The following is a 19123-nucleotide window of genomic DNA, read 5'->3' on the forward strand; positions in this document are numbered from 1 at the left end:
AGGGTTTATTTGAGATGCTTATTTTTAAGAGTATGCTTTTATTTTAGGAATGTTTTGATCCGATGAGTCGAAAGCTCAGGTTGTGCTCACTCTTAAGTTGATGGGCATGTGTAAAAAAGCTATAAGTAAATATTTCAGGAGGTTTTTTATGAAAAAGAAAATAATTATTGCAATTGTTGCTTCTGCTATAACAATGACTCATTTTGTAGGAAATACTTATGCAGATTCGAAAACAGAGGTTTCTGTTACAGCTCCCTACAATACAAATCAAATAGCGAAATGGTTAGAAGCACATGCAAAGCCTTTAAAAACAACTAATCCAACTGCATCTCTTAATGATTTGAAACCACTTAAGAATATGGTAGGTTCAGCTTCAATTGTAGGTTTAGGTGAAGCTACGCATGGGGCTCATGAAGTTTTTACAATGAAACACCGCATTGTTAAGTATTTAGTATCTGAAAAGGGCTTTACCAATCTAGTTTTAGAAGAGGGATGGGACAGGGCCTTGGAACTTGATCGATATGTTCTTACTGGTAAGGGAAACCCAAGCCAACATCTAACACCTGTATTTAAGACGAAAGAAATGCTAGATTTACTTGATTGGATTCGGCAATATAATGCTAATCCAAAACATAAATCGAAAGTACGTGTCATCGGGATGGACATTCAATCAGTAAACGAAAATGTTTATAATAATATAATAGAATATATTAAAGTAAACAACTCAAAACTGTTGCCTAGAGTAGAAGAGAAGATAAAAGGGCTTATTCCTGTAACAAAGGATATGAATACTTTTGAAAGCCTTACGAAAGAAGAAAAAGAAAAGTATGTTTTAGATGCTAAACAAATTAGTGCTTTATTAGAGGAAAATAAAAGCTATTTAAATGGGAAATCTAAAGAGTTTGCATGGATAAAGCAAAATGCTCGTATTATTGAACAGTTTACTACAATGTTAGCGACACCTCCTGATAAACCAGCGGATTTTTATTTGAAACATGATATTGCAATGTATGAAAATGCGAAGTGGACTGAAGAACATTTAGGAAAAACCATTGTATGGGGACATAATGGACACGTTTCGAAAACAAATATGCTTTCTTTTATATACCCTAAAGTAGCAGGGCAGCATTTAGCAGAATATTACGGAAAACGGTACGTATCTATTGGAACGTCAGTTTATGAAGGACAATATAATGTCAAGAATAGCGATGGTGAATTTGGCCCCTATGGAACATTAAAATCGGATGATCCAAACAGTTATAACTACATTTTTGGACAGGTCAAAAAAGATCAATTTTTTATTGATTTACGTAAGGCGAATGGCGTGACAAAAAATTGGTTAAACGAACAACATCCAATTTTCGCTGGAATAACTACCGAAGGGCCTGATATACCAAAAACTGTTGATATATCATTAGGTAAAGCATTTGATATACTTGTTCAAATTCAAAAAGTGAGTCCATCTCAAGTACATCAATAAATTTAGAATCATGTGCCTTAATGACAAATTTCATAGTGTTTCATATAACACAATGAAATTTGTTCTATATAGCAAGAAGAATAATCGCATTAGAAAAAATTAGCAGTTTAACTTGTTAAGAGTAAATCGAATCTTCAATATGTAAAGCGCAAAAACACTGAAGCGAAAAGCATCGGTGTTTTTTGCGCTTTCGGGCACAGATGCTACTTCAATCCTATTGTAGAAGTGATTTTGTATGTAAGGAATTTGTAAGGAATAGGTAAGAAAAAAGAGATTTTCATTGTGTAGGATAAAAATATAAGGAGGCATGAAGGGGGGGCAAGTACGGCCTACATATAAAACAAATAATCAGTAACAAGAGTGTTTTAAGGAAAAGAAGTAATTTCTATGGTTAATATGCATATGGAAAAAGAGTGATTTAGAGATTGTTAGGACACAATGGTGTTTGTGAAAATAATGATTAGTACGATAATTGCAAATTCAGTGTTGACTTTTATCATTGGGAGAGTTGATAGCTGTGTGGTTAGTATATGACATAGCTATCAACAATCAATACAATTTAAATAGAAGAGAGGAATTCTTTATGAAAACAAGCAGTAAAATTACATGTGCAAGTCTAGCACTTTTAATAGGTGGAAGTTCCCTGTTATACATAACACCAACATCAATTGTAAAAGCAGAATCTACGCAAAATGTATCTAGTTCGTTACAAACAAGTACGAAAAGCGATCGTACTTCCGTTAAGAAAGCAATGCGAGATGAACTGCAACTTGGATACCCGGGAATACTCGCTCAAATTTCTAAGGGGGGTAAAACTTGGAGTTATAGTGCTGGGATAGCGGATTTGAAAACTAAGAAACCAATGAAAGCAGATTTTCGCTTTCGCATTGGCAGTGTGACGAAAACGTTCATTGCAACAGTTCTACTTCAATTATCTGGAGAGAACCGTTTGAATCTAGACGACTCCATTGAAAAATGGTTACCTGGTGTTATTCAAGGAAACGGATATGATGGTAACCAGATTACGATCCGGCAAATATTGAATCATACAAGTGGTATTGCTGACTATATAAATTCAAAAGACTTTGATATTACGGATATAAAAAAATCATATACGGCTGAAGAATTTGTAAAGATGGGGATTTCACTTCCCCCAGACTTTGCCCCAGGAAAGGGTTGGTCTTATTCAAACACAGGATACGTATTACTGGGGATCCTTATTGAAAAAGTAACTGGCAACAGTTATGCGGAAGAGGTTGAAAATCGGATTATTGAACCGCTTGATTTGTCAAATACATTTCTACCTGGTAATTCAAGCGTGATTCCAGGCACCAAGCATACCCGTGGCTATTTGCAACTAGACGGAGCGAGTGAGCTAAAAGACGTTACTTATATTAACCCAGGTAGCTCGGATGGAGATATGATTTCTACTGCTGACGACTTAAACAAATTCTTCTCTTACTTACTAGGTGGCAAATTACTGAAGGAACAGCAGTTAAAACAAATGCTTACTACAGTTCCTACAAATAGAGAGGGAACCGGATATGGTCTTGGAATCCTTGAAATTAAGCTTCCGAACGGTGTCTCGGTATGGGGACACAGGGGGGCCGTTCCAGGGTTTGCCACTTTTGTTGGTGGAACACTTGGAGGTAAACATACACTCGCTATCAATTCGAACAGTTTTAACATTAATAATCCAGAGTCTTTTAAAAACGTTTTAATTGCTGAATTTAGCAAGTAGGCAAAAAGGAAAACTGGATACATTTATCATTTGTAATTTTAATCGGAATAGATTACCGATTAAAATTAGTATAGAGGGAATTAAGTATCTAGAAATAATCAAACCAATTATGAAGAATGGCTAAGTAAAAGGATTTGTTTATACATTGGCCAATTAAAAGAGCAACAGATATAATGAGTGATTAGTATGTATCTAGTATTGCATTTGTATTGGTATCTTCACGGATTGTAAATTTGTATAAGGTGCGAAGTCTAATTTAAGACTTCGCACTTTTGCTGTTTAACAGCTTTTATTACGAAGCTATTAACAATAGAAAAAAGGAGAATGTAACTAGTTATGTGGATACTACTGTATGATTGGTGCAACAAATTGTGACTCTAACATATTTGAAAGGCCTGATAAATTCAACGTTTATCGTCCTGACATTGATATTAAAAAGGCATTTAGTGGTACTGCAAGACATCTTGCTTTTGGATTAAGTATCTATAATTGTGTAGGAGCAGCATTTGCAAAATTAGAAATTGAAATAGATTCAACCATCAAAGATAATATTAGCGGGAAAAAATTGTGGGACATTAAGGATTTTGTGAAGAGGACTTCAAAAATGAAATAACATTGTAATAAGTTATATTTCTATTATTAATTGAAAGTTATTACCCTATAAATTAAGTCATTTATTATATAACTGAGTGCATAAAAAATGAACTGAAATCTAATAAACAACGTAAAAGCTAAAAGATTTTCGCTGTGAGAACATCTCAAAATATTAAATTGATGGTAACTTTGTTGTAGCTCTTTAAACATACCTATATTAAAACCCAAATATCTCAGCATTAAATTGAGAAATTTGGGTTTTTCTAAAGGAATCAATTTTTTAAAAAATTTTTAGAAATTTAAACATAAAGTATTGTATACATGTAAGTATGATTAAAAATGAAAAGTTGTAAATGCTAAATTTAATTAAATACGCCTTACTCTCTTTAACATTGGCCTGAATGAATAGTTTATAGGAGATTACACTGGCTAAAGATGCGATAATTGTTCCAAGCCCTCCAATATTTACTCCTAGTAATAAAGCTTTCCAATCAGAAGTAAAGTTTGATAGAAGAATTGAAGTAGGAAAATTGCTAATCAATTGACTCAAAAATATGGAACTAAAGAAGACTGAAGTATCTCCTTTTAAATTAGCGCGAGCAAATGTCTCCAGTGCATCCGAATGTGAAATGTTTCCGATGAAAATAAAAAAACAGACAAAGGTTATTAGAAGAAAGTAATCGATCTTAAATAGTAAGTTTCTATCTAACGTAAATGCTGCCACCAATGTAACTATTAGCGCAATGTAATAATTAATGACACCAAAAATAGATGCAATGATAGTGATAAGTATTAAAATCCAGACGGTAGCTTTTTTTCGATTTTTCACGGTAATAACAGGTAGTTCTATTTTCAAATCTGTTTTTTGAAGTTTTTGAGTACATATAAATAACAAACTAATTCCAAGTACAGCTAAAAGCAGGATTGAACCTAAAAATGGGATGAGCTTAATTCCATAGTAAGAATATAGGTATAAATTTTGTGGGTTTCCCATAGGCATCAAGCTACTACCGATGTTTGCCGCAATTGTTTGCAGGATGATTGTATCCATCATGTTCATTTGTGTTTTTTTACTAATGACAAGTGTTATTGGTACAAAAGTGAGGAGAGCGACATCATTTGTTACAAACATGGAGCAAATAAAGCATAACAAAATTAGAATAATAGATATTGACCTGCTGTTATTGCATTTATTTAAAATCGCAACAGCAAGTTTGTCTAATATCTTTAGCTGTTCCAAGGCCTTAATGGCCACCATTAGATTAAATAAGCTAATTAACACTTCAAAGTTAATATATTCGATCTTTGGCGAATGTATTAAGCAGCTTACAATTGCTAGTATCAGTGAAATGGTAAGCACTAAATCCTTTTTTAAAAATTCGAATTTCATAAGGAGTCTTTTTTTATTTTGAACGAATACTATTTCTTTCACAATACACCACCTGTAATCTATGTTAGTAAATATACGTTTTTTGGGATAACTCGATATTGCTAGAAAAGACGATGTCATAAGGTCCTAAATAAGAGTTTTGTAATGTTTCATCCTTTCAACAAAATCCTTTTTTCTTAGTGTCTTTCATGTTGTAAATATGTGCAATATAGACGAATCCAACTAGGGGGATTAATTGGGAAAACAAATGTTTTTTGTATGATACCATAAATAAATTAAATGCTTTATTTTTTTAATATTCTTATAATATTCTATTGATTCTTGATTTCAAATACTTTATATGAACTTCTAAAAGAGAAAAAGTATGCATGTTTTTATGAAGAAAATAGAGGCTTGTCAAAGGATAGGTAGAACAAAATCTGCGACGTTTGGATACTGTATAAAATTCACAAAATCTCACTGTTTTTTTAGATGAAAAATCTTAAAATATTTTTTTGTTTTTATAAAAATCTGTACTTTTTCGTAACATTCTGTACTTTTAATTATAAATTAAAGACAAGCTTCTCTTAGTTAAAGATTGAAAGCGCTTTATAGGTTTTTCGTGAAATTTTTACCTAGCCTATTTTTGAGATTAGTAGTAAGAAAGGAGATATTTCCATGTTCTTAAGAAAATTAACAAAAAACCAGTTAATCACTATTGATTATTATGATTTAAATATAAATCACCGGTAAACGAAACAAATATAATAGTACAACAACATTAGTGGATAAGAATATTAGTTTTGCAGAAGGGGATAGAGCATCGTGTGTATAAACGGAAAGTTTTTAGAAAATTCAGTTTTGAAGTTGCATGTTACGATGTTTGTTTAAACAGGCCAATTCTATTCATATAGAAAATTTTTATCCTTGTTGTATTTGAATATGAATGAGGTATTTATGCCAAGGAATATAGGTGATTTTATATAGATTATGATAGATAAATTTTTGGTATGGAGTGATAATATGGAAAGATTTTTTGTAGAGTTAGTCGGATCAACAAATGATTTTTTATGGTCTAAATTGTTAATTATTATGCTTGTTATTTGCGGAATTTATTTTACATTTAAATTGAATTTTGTACAGTTTCGAATGTTAAAAGAGATGGTCCATGTATTAATGGAGGGGAAAAGTGGTTCTAAAGATCAAATCTCTCCTTTTCAAGCGTTTTGTATTGGTATGGCAGCCCGCGTTGGAACAGGGAATATCACAGGAATTGCGATTGCAATTGCATTAGGTGGTCCTGGAGCTGTATTTTGGATGTGGATTATTTCTATTATTAGCTCGGCCTCCAGTTTTGTCGAAAGCACATTAGCACAGATATATAAAGTAAAAGATAAAACTGGTTTCCGCGGTGGTCCATCCTATTATATGGAAAAAGGGTTGAATAAACGTTGGATGGGAGTATTATTCTCTATTTTAATCACAATTACTTTTGGTCTTGTATTCAATTCAGTACAATCAAATACAGTTACAATTGCTTTTCAAAACTCATTTGGTACAGATCGTCTAACAGTTGGGATAATCATGGCCATTGCTTTCGCTGCGATTATTTTTGGTGGTGTACAACGTATTGCAAAAATGGCTGAATACAAGGTGGTATTTTTAGCGGTATTATACATTGGAGTTGCATTATTTGTTGTAGTTACCAACATATCAAAAATGCCGGAAGTTCTTTCTCTTATTGTTCAAAACGCATTTGGTTTTAAACAAATAGCAGGCGGTTCAATTGGTGCAGCACTTATGAATGGAGTTAAACGTGGTTTATTTTCAAATGAAGCTGGTATGGGAAGTGCACCAAACGTTGCCGCAACAGCAACAACAAGTCATCCGGTGAAACAAGGACTGATTCAAGCATTTGGTGTATTAACGGATACACTGATCATATGTACTAGCACTGCCTTTATTATTTTGCTGTCTGATGCATATAAACAACCGGGGTTAAATGGTATTGCACTTACACAAGCAGCATTAAGTGAACACATAGGTCCTTGGGCATCGGGTTGTCTTGCTATCTTTGTTTTTTTATTTGGATTTGGTGCGTTAATTGGCAACTATTATTATGGTGAAACAAATATTCGCTTCTTACATACAAGTAAAGTGTGGTTAATGATATACAGAATAAGTGTGTTGGCTATGATTGTATTTGGTTCTGTTGCAAAGATTCAAATTGTATGGGATTTAGCGGACTTATTTATGGGCTTTATGGTTATTATTAATTTAATTGCTATTACCTTACTTTCAAAAGTAGCATTTGCGGCGTTACAAGATTATATAAACCAGAAAAAAGCTGGTAAAGATCCTATTTTTTATAAAGAAAACATTAAAGGGCTTGAAAATATTGAATGTTGGGATAGTTATGAGAAAACTTCAAAAAAGAAAAGTGTGTAATAAGAAGGATATTCAGACTGCAATATGTCTGAATATTTTTCTTGGTTCTAGTGCAAATATTATTGATTATAGTAAAGAAAAAATCATTCTATATAAAGTTAATAGTACGGGGGAATATGATTAAATGATAAAGGATTCTAGCGTTCAAGTTGAGGGTCAAGAAAAAGTTTGCTTAGATCAATGGGTAGCTCATTATCGAACGTATGCAGCTAAGGGACGAAGCGCCAGTTATATTCCTGCTCTGGGGGAAATAAATGTATCGCAGTTAGGTATTTGTATAGTAAAGCCAGATGGAACAATGATAAAATCAGGAGATTGGGAGATACCTTTCACATTACAAAGTATATCAAAAGTAATCGGTTTTATAGCCGCTTGTTTAAGTCGCGGTATTTCTTATGTATTAGAACGAGTTGACGTAGAGCCAACTGGAGATGCCTTTAATTCAATTATTCGTTTAGAGATACATAAACCAGGAAAACCTTTTAATCCTATGATTAATGCTGGAGCAATTACGATAGCTTCACTTTTGCCAGGGACATCGGTGCAAGAAAAATTAGAATCTCTATACGTATTAATTGAAAAAATGATAGAGAAGCGTCCCGCTATTAATGAAATAGTATTTCAATCAGAATGGGAAACGGCTCATCGTAATAGAGCATTAGCATACTATTTAAAGGAGAATGGTTTTCTAGAATCAGATGTGGAGGAGACACTAGAGGTTTACCTAAAACAATGTTCGATTGAAATAAATACAGAAGATATTGCCTTAATAGGGCTTATACTAGCACATGATGGATATCATCCTATTCGCAAAGAACAAGTGCTCCCTAAAGAAGTAGCTAGGTTAACAAAAGCTTTAATGCTAACTTGTGGAATGTACAATGCTTCTGGAAAATTTGCTGCTTTCATTGGATTACCAGCTAAGAGTGGGGTATCGGGCGGAATTATGACACTTGTTCCCTCAAAATCTAGGAAGGATTTATCGTTCCAAGATGGATGTGGTATTGGTATTTACGGACCAGCCATTGATGAATATGGGAATAGTTTACCAGGAATTATGTTGTTAGAACATATTGCAAAAGAATGGGATTTAAGTATATTTTAAAAAGGAGCACAGATATTTTGGTGTTAGAGCGAGTCCAAAAGTGTTCAGACCTTATATTGTGTCTGAACATTTTTGAGTTATAAAGTATCTTTCTAAAGTAGAAGGGTGTAATGAATACTCACAATCTAGAATGCTTTCGTTTATATCTTATTTATCAGTTTTTGAAAAAAATAGAGTAAGTATTGTATTAATGCAAATAGGTTTGTATACTGACTGTTAGGCGAAAGTGAGAAGTGATTATTTTGAATCTTAGTAATTTAGTAAAAAAAGACATCTATATTCTCGTTTTAATGATACTTACAGTACCCTTAGTAGGTGAAATAAAGTCATTTCCTTTAAATGAAACATTTAGAATGAGCTTTGGCGCACCAACATTTTTCTTTTTTTTGTTATTGTTTCGACGAATTCCAGCATTTTTACCGGGTTTTTTAACAGCGATAGTCGTGGTAGTATTTCGTATCTCAATGGATGTCATTATAAAGGGAAATATGGATTGGCTAGCCGCTTTTCATACTCACTATCCTAGTTTTTTCTTTTATTTTACTTATTCGTATCTCTTTCATTTAGCAAAAATCAAACGTTTTTATCATCAACCACTAATGATTGGTTTTATTGGTTGCATGATTGAAATACTGTCAGACTGTGTGGAATTAATGATTCAATATTTCGTATTAAAAACATCGATCACATCCGAGGCAATAAATGAGATCATTGTTATCGCATGTTCCCATAGTTTTATAGTTCTAAGCTTTTTCAATATGATGAAATTGTATGAAGCGCAATCAAGGGAGAGACATATAAAGAAACAAAATGAACATATGCTCATGCTTATCTCTAATTTATATGAAGATGCTGTTCATTTAAAGAAAACATTACAAGATGCTGAGAATATAACAAAAAAATCCTATGATTTATATAAAACCTTAGACTCTTTTGAGCACAAACAGATGGATTTTCAGTTTGAGGATTTAAGGCAACAGGCATTACAAATTGCTGGTGAGGTCCATGATGTTAAAAAGGATAACCAACGTATTTTTGCGGGACTTTCAAAATTAATTTCTGATGAAAGTTTTACAGATTATATGTCTGTGCATGAACTAGTAAATATCATTATACGGGCAAATACGAAATATGCACGGTTGCTAGAGAAAGACATCCAATTTGTGTATAAAATTGATGGTGTGCATCCTCATTATCATATTTACACAATCTTATCTATTATAAATAATATCGTTACAAACGCTGTAGAAGCTATCCAAGGTATGGGAACCATCACAATTGACATTAATAAAGACCACCATTTTGTTGAATTTCAAATAGGCGATAATGGTCCTGGTATTTCTTCAAAATATAAAGATTCAATTTTTGAGCCTGGGTTTACTTCTAAATATGATGATTTAGGCAACCCATCGACAGGTATCGGATTATCGTATGTTAAAGAAATGGTCGAACAACTTGAAGGTGATGTTACGCTTGAGGACAGAATCGAAGGAAAAGGATCAATTTTTATAATTAGATTAGGGATTGATCATATAATTTCGAAAGGGTGATTCTATGTATTTTTATATAGTAGATGATGAAAAAGCGGTTCGCTCAATGTTGGCTCAAATTATCGAGGATGAAGATCTTGGGGAGGTTATAGGAGAAGCTGAGGATGGTTTATCTTTAGAGCAACAAATGGTAATCCTTAAAAATATAGACATTTTATTTATCGATTTGTTAATGCCGAATCAAGATGGAATAAAAACAATTCGTCAAATAAAACCTTCGTTTAAAGGGAAAATCATCATGGTCTCTCAAGTAGAATCAAAAGAATTAATTGCTGAAGCTTATTCGCTTGGTGTTGAATACTATATTATTAAGCCAATTAACCGGATTGAAGTATTAACAGTTGTTCGGAAAGTCATTGAACGAATTCGTTTGGAAAAATCGATAAAAAACATTCAAGAATCGCTTAATATGGTACTAAAATTGGATAGTAATTTAAGTACGCAAGAAAAATACCGTAGTGAAAAACATTTAAATACTTTCAATCATTTTCAAAATTCCATTCATTTTCTTTTGTCTGAATTAGGAATAGCCAGTGAAAGTGGAAGTAAAGATTTAATGGATATGCTAGATTATTTATATAAATATGAACAAGATAACACGTTGGAACAAGGCTTTCCCTCACTAAAAGAGATTTTTATGAATTTAGCTCAAAAAAAACTTGGGGATTCAGCTGAAGATGCCGAATTAAAAAGGTTCATAGAAGCTTCCAAACAACGGATTCGGAGAGCAATTTATCAATCATTAAACCATTTAGCATCCCTTGGACTTACTGATTTTTTAAACCCGAAGTTCGAAAATTATGCTTCTAGATTTTTTGATTTTACTACCGTAAGGAGAAAGATGACAGAATTGAATAATGAACCAACATTACCTGCTCGTATTGATACGAAAAAATTTATTCAAGTTCTTTATTTTGAAGCAAAACGAATACACTTGGAGTTAAGATGATAAACTCTTGCTAAGTATTATTTTCAATTGATAGATTGATAATTATTTTCATGTTATTGGTTTTATATAGTTTTTCTAAGAGAGGATTTTCCTTTATTTCATATTGGCTTTAAAATCAGAAAATTCCGTATCGATTCGGTAGAAGTGTATGAACTTAAAACAAAAGAATATGTATTTTTTACACATTAATATTCATTAAAAAAACGAGTATTTTAACAATAAAATATAAATACATAGTAAGTTGAATTGAAAAAAAGATGCTATCTTCTGGCATCTTTTTTTCTTTAAGAGGAAATATCATTGATCCTTATATTATTTGAAATTCAAATGCGGGCATATAAATAAGGGAAAAGGAGATAATATTTAACAAATTATAATTGGAAATGGTATTTTAGGTCAGAAATGTTTTTATACTAATTAGGTTATTGGTACTAAATAAGCATAATGTCTCGCTTTTCTGCTCTTTAATCTTATCGTTATTTTTTATTAAGTACATATCGTTTTTTAGAAATCTCAATCCTAACAGAGTATATAAATTGGGTGATAAAAATGTGGAACATAATTACTTCTTATCTTCCAGATTGGAAAGTCTTTGTACAAGCTTTTATCTTGTTTTTAATTCCGTATACTATCTCAAGATTTTTTCATTGGGTTCGTATGTCAGAGAAAGAGTGGGAAGAATGAGTTGGTGGAAGTCAAGAGACAAACAAGTGAAAAAAAATAATATTCAAAGTAAAACGAAACAAGAGCATAAACCATCTCAAAATACAAACGTTCATTTCATAAATGATTTTGCCTCTAACTTAGAACTTATAAAGCAACAAATCGGACATAATTCTGATGTTCGATTTCGGAAGTTTAATATTGGACGCACAGATATTCAGGCTGGGATCGTTTTTGTTGATGGTCTATCAGATAAAGAGATAATTGACAAACATATTATGAAATTACTAATGGATGATTTTTCTGATGAATATAAAAATGAATCTTCTTATGTGGAGGGGACTGTTTCAAAAGAATATATTAAAAATAAAGTTCTTACAATTAGTGAAGTAGCAGAAGTCCATTACATAAAAGATTTAATACCCAAAGTATTGATAGGTTCAACAGCTCTTTTAATTGATGGTTTAGCAGATGTGTTTATTCTTGGTACAACAAAAGCAAATAAACGAAACATTGAAGAACCAGTATCGGAGGCATTAGTCAGAGGGCCACGGGTCGGTTTTACTGAAGTATTAAGTGATAATACCTCACTTTTGCGACGACACTGTGCGGATGAGAGCTTATCATTAGTAAAGCTACCAGTAGGAGAACGTGCAAAGAAAGAGTTAGTCGTCGCATTTATTAAAGATCTTGCTAGTACAGAATTGGTGGATGAAATAAAAAACAGAATTCAGAAAATTGACATAGACAGTGTACTCGAATCTGGTTATATAGAGCAACTTATTGAAGATAATTATCTCAGTCCTTTTCCGCAGATTCAAAATACAGAACGACCTGATCGTGTTATTAGTGCTTTGATGGAAGGTCGAGTAGCTATTTTGTTAGATGGAACACCATTTGTTTTAATTGCTCCAGTTACATTTAGTATGCTGCTGCAATCACCAGAAGATTATTATGAAAGGTGGCTTCCTGGTACGCTTCTCCGCTTATTACGCTTCATGACAGCTTTTGTTTCATTATTTGCTCCAGCACTGTATATTTCTTTTATTTCATTTCATCCAGGATTAATTCCCACTAAGCTCGCTATTTCTATTATCGGATCGCGAGAAGGAGTTCCTTTTCCCGCTTTAATAGAAGCGTTAATTATGGAAGTAGCTATCGAAGTTTTACGAGAAGCAGGTTTACGTCTGCCTAAACCGATTGGACCGGCAATGGGAATTGTGGGCGGTTTAATAATTGGTCAGGCTGCCGTAGAAGCAGGAATTGTTAGTCCAATAATGGTTATCGTTGTTGCGGTAACAGCTATTTCTTCTTTTACTATTCCGCAATATAGTGTGGGAATTACGTTACGCATTCTTCGTTTTGTAGCTATGTTTTGTGCTGCGATATTTGGATTGTATGGAGTTATTCTCTTCTTTCTTTTACTTTGCAGTCATTTAGTGAAACTGAAAAGTTTTGGCGTTCCTTATACCAGCCCTGCTGTTCCATATCGATTCAGTGATTGGAAAGATTTTATGGTTCGCATGCCATTAAAAATAATGAGACGTCGACCGAAAATAATGCATACCAAAAAAACTATCCGCAAAAGGTAGCTGATGACGAAAGGAAGTGGCCTTCAGTGATTACTATACCTAAAGACCGAATAACAACTTCACAAGCAGTTGTTATTATTGTAAATTACATACTTGGGACAGGAATTCTTACTTTGCCCAGAGCATCTGTGGAAAAAGTGAAAACACCAGATGTATGGTTAAGTGTGATATTAGGTGGGATACTGGCAATGGTTTCAGGAGTAATTATGGTCAAATTAAGTCAGCAGTTTCCAGAAAAAACATTTTACCAATACAGTCAAGATATTGTAGGGAAATGGATAGGGAGATTGCTTAGTTTTCTTATTATAGGGTATTTTCTTACAACTTCAGCATTTCAAATTCGTTCAATGGCAGAAGTAATAAGCTTTTTTTTACTAGAAGGAACCCCCACATGGGCTATTGTTATGCCTTTTATGTGGATAGGTCTCTATTTGATTATGGGTGGTATTAATTCAATTGCACGGATGTTTGAAATAATATTTCCTATTACTGTTTTTATTTTTTTAATCATTTCCTTTATGAGTATCGGAATATTCGAGATAGATAATCTCCGTCCCGTATTAGGTTTGGGAATTAAACCAGTGTTAGATGGGATAAAAACAACGTCTCTCGCATATACAGGTCCTGAAATTATGTTAATTCTTTTGGTATTTATGGAACAACGAAAGAAAGCAGTAAAAGCTATTTTAGTTGGAATTTCTATTCCGTTAATCTTTTATGTAATAACTGTTGTAATGGTCATTGGTGCATTATCAATTGATGGGGTTGTAACAAGAACATGGCCGACAATTGACCTTATGCGCAGTTTTGAAATTTCTGGTTTGATATTTGAACGTTTTGAATCTTTACTGCTTGTAATATGGATTATGCAAATATTTGCTACCTATACGATTAGTTATTATGCAGCTGCATTAGGATTAGCACAACTCTTTAAAAAGAGTATTCATCCATTTATTTTTGCTTTGATTCCAATCATTTACATCATTGCTATGACTTCGAAAAATATAAATGACTTGCTTAAATTGGGGGATATGCTCGGTAATGCTGCTTTATTTTTATTTGGTTTACTGCCACTGCTTCTTCTTATTATTACGCGATTAAAAGGAGGAGTAGTGTGAAACATAAATTTAATTATATGCGGTTCTATTTGGCTTTGTTATGGACGCTTTTGCTTCTATTTTTAACAGGGTGTTGGAGCAGTAAAGAAGTAGAAGAATTGAGCTTAACTGCAGGTATAGCACTAGATAAAGGGAAGGATTCAACAATTGAGAAAGAGGATGAGGAAGGAGGTTATCCTAAAAGAAACCTTATAACAGCTACTTATCAAATTGTTAGTTCGCAAGCACAAAGTAAAGGAAATGGACAACAAAAACGTTATATAAATGTTTCTGAGACCGGTGATTCCATTCATCAAATTGTTCGTGAGTTTTCATTGAAAAGAGAGAGCACAATGTTCAGCCCACATTTAAAAAATATTGTTATTAGCGATAGTCTTGTACGTACATACAGTTTAGAACAATTACTTGAACAGTATCTCCGTGACAATGAAGTTCGGCTTAGCTGTATGCTCTTAATTAGCAAGGGTCTAGCGAAGGAGGTACTGGAATCAAACAAAAAAGGAGAAATCCCAGCATTTCGTTTGTCTGGAATTGCAGATAATAGAAATAGAACAACAAGGATTTTACCTCCTGTATCGCTCGCTAAATTGGAAGGAAAGATGCGGTCAGGGGCCAGTTTTCTTTTGCAAAATGTAATCTCGATAAATGGGGAAACAAAATTTGCAGGAGCTGCTGTAATTAAAGGGAAGACAAAAAAGTTGATGGGCTTTTTAAATGAGCAGGAATTGGAAGGAGTAGTATGGATAAACGGAAAAAGGAATGGTGGTGTGGTAAAAACTTTTGATAAAGAATCAAAGAAACTCATTATATACGAAATAAAGTCAATAAAAAGCAAAATCATACCACATGTTAACGGAAATAATATTTCCTTTGATGTAAACATTGAATCAGAAGGGCGTTTGTCTGAAAATTGGATGCAATCAGGAAAAGATTTTGAAAATGAATTTTTGAAAAGGGAAGAAAAAGCTATTGAAAAAGAAGTAAAGCACTTAGTACATCATGTTACAAAAAAAATACAAAAAGAATACCAAGTCGATATTGTGGGTTTTGGCAACCAATTAAGAATTAAACACCCGAGAACATGGGAGAAAGTCAAAAAAAATTGGGATCAAACATTTAGTAAGGTACCGATTAAATATCATATAAATGTAACTATACAAGATTATGGAGCGTCAAGTTTAAAACGGTGAGATACCTTAATTGAAATTATATTTGCATCAAAACAAAAAGTTACAAAAATTTTAATTTAAAAATTTTTGTAACTTTTTGTTTTTTTATGTCCTTCTTATTATAGATTAAAGAAATGATTTTACCCTATACATTTCTTTTGCGTTATAAAAGTAAATCACAATAGTTACTATTGGTGTGTTATTTAACGTTAGGAAAGAGGAATCGCTATATGTCTTGAATAGGAGGGAGTTTGAAGTGCAAGCGAAAGCAGTGCAAATAGAAGAAATCTATCAAGAAATATTAGACGGTAAAAGAAGTAGGTTTCCACCGAATACATGGAAAGAAGATAGCAATAGAGAGCTATCTAAAAGGGTCACAAAATATTTAATTGAAACAATTTTAAAATGGAATGAAGAGGATATTAAACAAAAATGGAATACGCCTTTAATTATAAAATATCGATTACTCGGCGCGCTCAAACATAGTTATGATAATAGTCCCTATAAGATGATTGAAGACTTATATCCCAATAGATTTAAAGAGTGGGAGTTTGGTATGGCACCATTAAATTTTTGGACTAAAGAAAAAGCTCTTGAAGCATTAAAATGGACTGTTGAAGAAAAAGAAAAGCTAAGTAAAGTAGAACTATTCAAATTCTATAGTAAAAAATGGTTAGAGAAAAATAAACTCAGTGCACCATTAGTTATGTATTGGAATGGTAGTCCTTATGCAATGATAAATTCTTTATATCCTAATAAATTTAAAGAGTGGGAATTTAGTATGACTCCTAACAATTTTTGGACTAAAGAAAAAGCATTGGTAGCATTAAGGTGGACTATTGAAGAAAAAGAAAAATTAACTTCTTTTCAATTATTACAAGTTTACAGTGTAAAATGGCTTACTATTCATAATTTAATTTCTCCTTGTCAAATATTCTGGAATAACAGTCCGTACGCCATGATCAATGACTTATATCCTGGTCAAAATAAAGAATGGGAATATAAATTCACACCTACCGGATTTTGGACTGAAAAAAAAGCATTAGAGGCGCTGAAGTGGACTATTGAAGAAAAGGAAAAACTAACAGAGGGGCAATTACTATCTATTTACACACAAAGATGGTTAATTAAACATAAGTTATGGACACCATTAAGAAGATATTGGAAGGGAAGTCCATACAATATGTTAAATAATTTATACCCTAATCGTTATGCAAAAGATATGTTAAAAGGTTATAAAAATAAATAATGATTATATTAGAAGTCTTACTTATATCATACAATATCAAGTTTAAGATAGAGTTAATGAACTCTTAACTTAATTATAGGAGCGAAATTATATGTCACCTTTACGAGATGAAGCATTAAAAATGCATAAAGAAAAACAGGGGAAGATTGGTGTTTATTCTAAAGTTAAAGTACAAAATTCAACAGATTTAAGTCTCGCTTACTCACCAGGTGTTGCTGAGCCATGCTTAGAGATTTATAAAGATGAAAGCAAAGTATATGATTATACAATGAAAGGGAACCTAGTTGGAGTTATATCTGATGGAACTGCAGTATTAGGTCTTGGGAATATTGGACCTAAAGCAGCTATGCCAGTGATGGAGGGAAAAGCTTTACTTTTCAAATCATTTGCTGAGATCGATGCTTTTCCTATTTGTTTAAACACTAATAATCCGGATAAGATTGTTGAGGTTGTTAAATTATTAGAACTAAATTTTGGTGGGATAAACTTAGAAGATATTGCAGCACCTCAATGCTTTGAAATTGAGGAGCGCCTAAGAAAATCTTGTGATATTCCTGTTTTCCATGATGATCAACACGGTACAGCTATTGTAACGATTGCTGGCCTAATTAATGCACTTAAGTTAACAAATAAAAAAATTGAAGATGTTCAAATCGTTGTAAATGGCGCTGGTGCTGCTGGGATAGCCATTGTTAAGTTGTTACTCCATATGCATGTGAAAAATGTTATTTTGTGTGACACAAAAGGGATAGTATATGAACAGCGACCTATTGGAATGAATGCGCTTAAAGAAGAAATAGCTCGTATTACAAATATAGAACAGAAGCGGGGAAGATTAGCAGAGGCCCTGATTGATGCTGATGTATTTATTGGCGTATCAGCTGCAGGTGTAGTTGATGAGGATATGGTTCGTTCTATGAATCATAATCCTATTATTTTTGCCTTGGCTAACCCTACACCTGAAATTATGCCTAATAAAGCAAAAATAGCAGGAGCACTAGTAGTTGGTACAGGACGTTCTGACTTTCCTAATCAAGTAAATAATGTATTAGCTTTCCCTGGAGTTTTTCGTGGAGCCTTAGATGTACAAGCAAAAGAAATTAATGAAGAAATGAAGCTAGCAGCTGTTTATGCAATAGCTGATTTAATTTCAGAAGAAGAGCTTCATGTCAACTATGTCATTCCAAATCCGTTTGATCCTAGGGTGGTGCCACATGTAGCATATGCTGTCGCACGTGCTGCAGTAGAAACCGGTGTTTCAAGAAAAAATATCAGCATGTCTGAAATTAAAAACAATCTATTCAGGTTAACAAAAGAGACAAATATATTAAAATAAATATTTTTCTTAAGAAAATATTATGTAGTAAAGGTTATCTACTTAGTTCTTAGTGTATAAAAAATTAAATTATGTATACCTCCCTTTCTGATATTGGTAAAACGCATATATTTATTCCTTGTGAAGTATGAAAATTAACAAAGTCTTAAAAGGAGCGAGTTTAAAAGATGATTGTTCTTCAGGTAGTTTTAGCAATTTTTATTGTAGTAGGGGGATTCGTAAAAATTTTCCATATATCTTTTCAGGTAGAACATTGGCAACAATATCAATATTCATTATGGTTTATGTCTATAATTGGTTTGGTTGAAATTGTTGGAGCAATAGGTATAATCGGTGGTATTTGGAATCAATACTTAGCGCTAGGAGCAAATACATTAATAGCAGTTCTCATGGTCGGAGCTATTCATGCTCATATGTTTCGAGCAAAACAATCTATTTTAATGGCAATTCCTGCATTACTTTGTTTCATACTATCTATGGGGATAATTATTTGGAATTTAAATACATTTTCTTAAGCTTAACTATAAATTGTTAAAATAAGTAATTATTAGAGGGATGTGTAAGCTCTATTTAAAATGTTGAATAGTTAAAGATTATTAATTCATAAAAATTATCACCATTTTACTCTCGTTTTTAATAGTTCTATGAATAGAAAGTCTCTTCATTTTTTTTATGCATGCTTGTAAACGAAATACGAAAACATAACTCATTATAGGAAGGAGAATTTTGAAATTCTATTGATAAACCAAGTAATTGTAAT

14 protein-coding genes are annotated in these 19123 nt (G+C 32.6%); 13 read left to right on the forward strand and 1 reads right to left on the reverse strand.

Going from position 1 to position 19123, the window contains the following annotated elements; genetic code table 11:
* Window positions 1–148 precede the first annotated feature (148 nt).
* From MR168_RS22000 to MR168_RS22010, 3 genes are all read left to right on the forward strand, one after another.
* A complete protein-coding gene (locus MR168_RS22000; RefSeq protein ID WP_242291480.1) occupies window positions 149–1480 on the forward strand; it encodes an erythromycin esterase family protein in 1332 nt (443 codons plus the stop codon).
* Between the two features lie 583 nt (window positions 1481–2063).
* Window positions 2064–3221 (forward strand): serine hydrolase domain-containing protein, encoded by a 1158-nt coding sequence (locus MR168_RS22005; RefSeq protein ID WP_086411669.1) that lies wholly within the window; start codon window positions 2064–2066, stop codon window positions 3219–3221.
* A gap of 352 nt (window positions 3222–3573) precedes the next feature.
* Window positions 3574–3834 (forward strand): cytochrome P450, encoded by a 261-nt coding sequence (locus MR168_RS22010; RefSeq protein WP_049108388.1) that lies wholly within the window; start codon window positions 3574–3576, stop codon window positions 3832–3834.
* Window positions 3835–4095: 261 nt separating this feature from the next.
* Here the strand turns inward: MR168_RS22010 and MR168_RS22015 are convergent, their stop codons facing one another.
* Window positions 4096–5247: an anion transporter gene (locus MR168_RS22015; protein ID WP_016122788.1), complete on the reverse strand. Its 1152-nt coding sequence runs from the start codon at window positions 5245–5247 to the stop codon at window positions 4096–4098.
* A 960-nt stretch (window positions 5248–6207) separates the two neighbouring features.
* On the opposite strand from MR168_RS22015, the gene MR168_RS22020 reads away from it, so the two are divergent.
* The 10 genes from MR168_RS22020 (at window position 6208) to MR168_RS22065 (ending at window position 18878) form a co-directional block, all read left to right on the forward strand.
* Window positions 6208–7632: an alanine/glycine:cation symporter family protein gene (locus tag MR168_RS22020; protein WP_086411670.1), complete on the forward strand. Its 1425-nt coding sequence runs from the start codon at window positions 6208–6210 to the stop codon at window positions 7630–7632.
* Between the two features lie 124 nt (window positions 7633–7756).
* Window positions 7757–8737: a glutaminase GlsA gene (glsA, locus tag MR168_RS22025; protein ID WP_000588656.1), complete on the forward strand. Its 981-nt coding sequence runs from the start codon at window positions 7757–7759 to the stop codon at window positions 8735–8737.
* Window positions 8738–8970: 233 nt separating this feature from the next.
* A complete protein-coding gene (locus MR168_RS22030) occupies window positions 8971–10287 on the forward strand; it encodes a sensor histidine kinase (protein ID WP_242291481.1) in 1317 nt (438 codons plus the stop codon).
* 4 nt (window positions 10288–10291) lie between these two features.
* On the forward strand, window positions 10292–11236 hold the full coding sequence (locus MR168_RS22035; RefSeq protein ID WP_000274085.1) for a response regulator: 945 nt from the start codon (window positions 10292–10294) through the stop codon (window positions 11234–11236).
* A 680-nt stretch (window positions 11237–11916) separates the two neighbouring features.
* Window positions 11917–13491 carry a spore germination protein gene (locus MR168_RS22040; protein ID WP_103597474.1) on the forward strand — a complete coding sequence of 525 codons (1575 nt, stop codon included), beginning with the start codon at window positions 11917–11919 and terminating at the stop codon, window positions 13489–13491.
* Window positions 13492–13517: 26 nt separating this feature from the next.
* A complete protein-coding gene (locus tag MR168_RS22045; protein ID WP_000628606.1) occupies window positions 13518–14609 on the forward strand; it encodes a spore germination protein in 1092 nt (363 codons plus the stop codon).
* Window positions 14606–15799, forward strand: a complete 1194-nt coding sequence (locus MR168_RS22050) for a Ger(x)C family spore germination protein (RefSeq protein ID WP_086411672.1) — start codon at window positions 14606–14608, stop codon at window positions 15797–15799. Before MR168_RS22045 ends, MR168_RS22050 begins: the two co-directional genes overlap by 4 nt.
* 235 nt (window positions 15800–16034) lie before the next feature.
* Entirely contained in the window at window positions 16035–17027 is a 993-nt protein-coding gene (locus MR168_RS22055) for a DUF4046 domain-containing protein (protein ID WP_242291482.1), read from the forward strand.
* Between the two features lie 91 nt (window positions 17028–17118).
* The gene (locus MR168_RS22060) at window positions 17119–18363 is read left to right on the forward strand and encodes an NAD(P)-dependent malic enzyme (RefSeq protein ID WP_000074777.1); all 1245 of its coding nucleotides are present in this window, start codon (window positions 17119–17121) and stop codon (window positions 18361–18363) included.
* Between the two features lie 167 nt (window positions 18364–18530).
* The gene (locus MR168_RS22065; protein ID WP_086411401.1) at window positions 18531–18878 is read left to right on the forward strand and encodes a DoxX family protein; all 348 of its coding nucleotides are present in this window, start codon (window positions 18531–18533) and stop codon (window positions 18876–18878) included.
* Window positions 18879–19123 lie beyond the last annotated feature (245 nt).

Source organism: Bacillus cereus group sp. BfR-BA-01356 (assembly GCF_022663635.1).
Lineage (GTDB): Bacteria > Bacillota > Bacilli > Bacillales > Bacillaceae_G > Bacillus_A > Bacillus_A cereus.

What these genes read in the sequence shown, in the direction of transcription:
- MR168_RS22040 (WP_103597474.1), top strand. Translation starts at nt 11,917, where the DNA reads ATGAGTTGGTGGAAGTCAAGAGACAAACAAGTGAAAAAAAATAATATT.
- MR168_RS22000 (WP_242291480.1), top strand. Translation starts at nt 149, where the DNA reads ATGAAAAAGAAAATAATTATTGCAATTGTTGCTTCTGCTATAACAATG.
- MR168_RS22035 (WP_000274085.1), top strand. Translation starts at nt 10,292, where the DNA reads ATGTATTTTTATATAGTAGATGATGAAAAAGCGGTTCGCTCAATGTTG.
- MR168_RS22005 (WP_086411669.1), top strand. Translation starts at nt 2,064, where the DNA reads ATGAAAACAAGCAGTAAAATTACATGTGCAAGTCTAGCACTTTTAATA.
- MR168_RS22010 (WP_049108388.1), top strand. Translation starts at nt 3,574, where the DNA reads ATGATTGGTGCAACAAATTGTGACTCTAACATATTTGAAAGGCCTGAT.
- glsA (WP_000588656.1), top strand. Translation starts at nt 7,757, where the DNA reads ATGATAAAGGATTCTAGCGTTCAAGTTGAGGGTCAAGAAAAAGTTTGC.
- MR168_RS22060 (WP_000074777.1), top strand. Translation starts at nt 17,119, where the DNA reads ATGTCACCTTTACGAGATGAAGCATTAAAAATGCATAAAGAAAAACAG.
- MR168_RS22020 (WP_086411670.1), top strand. Translation starts at nt 6,208, where the DNA reads ATGGAAAGATTTTTTGTAGAGTTAGTCGGATCAACAAATGATTTTTTA.
- MR168_RS22065 (WP_086411401.1), top strand. Translation starts at nt 18,531, where the DNA reads ATGATTGTTCTTCAGGTAGTTTTAGCAATTTTTATTGTAGTAGGGGGA.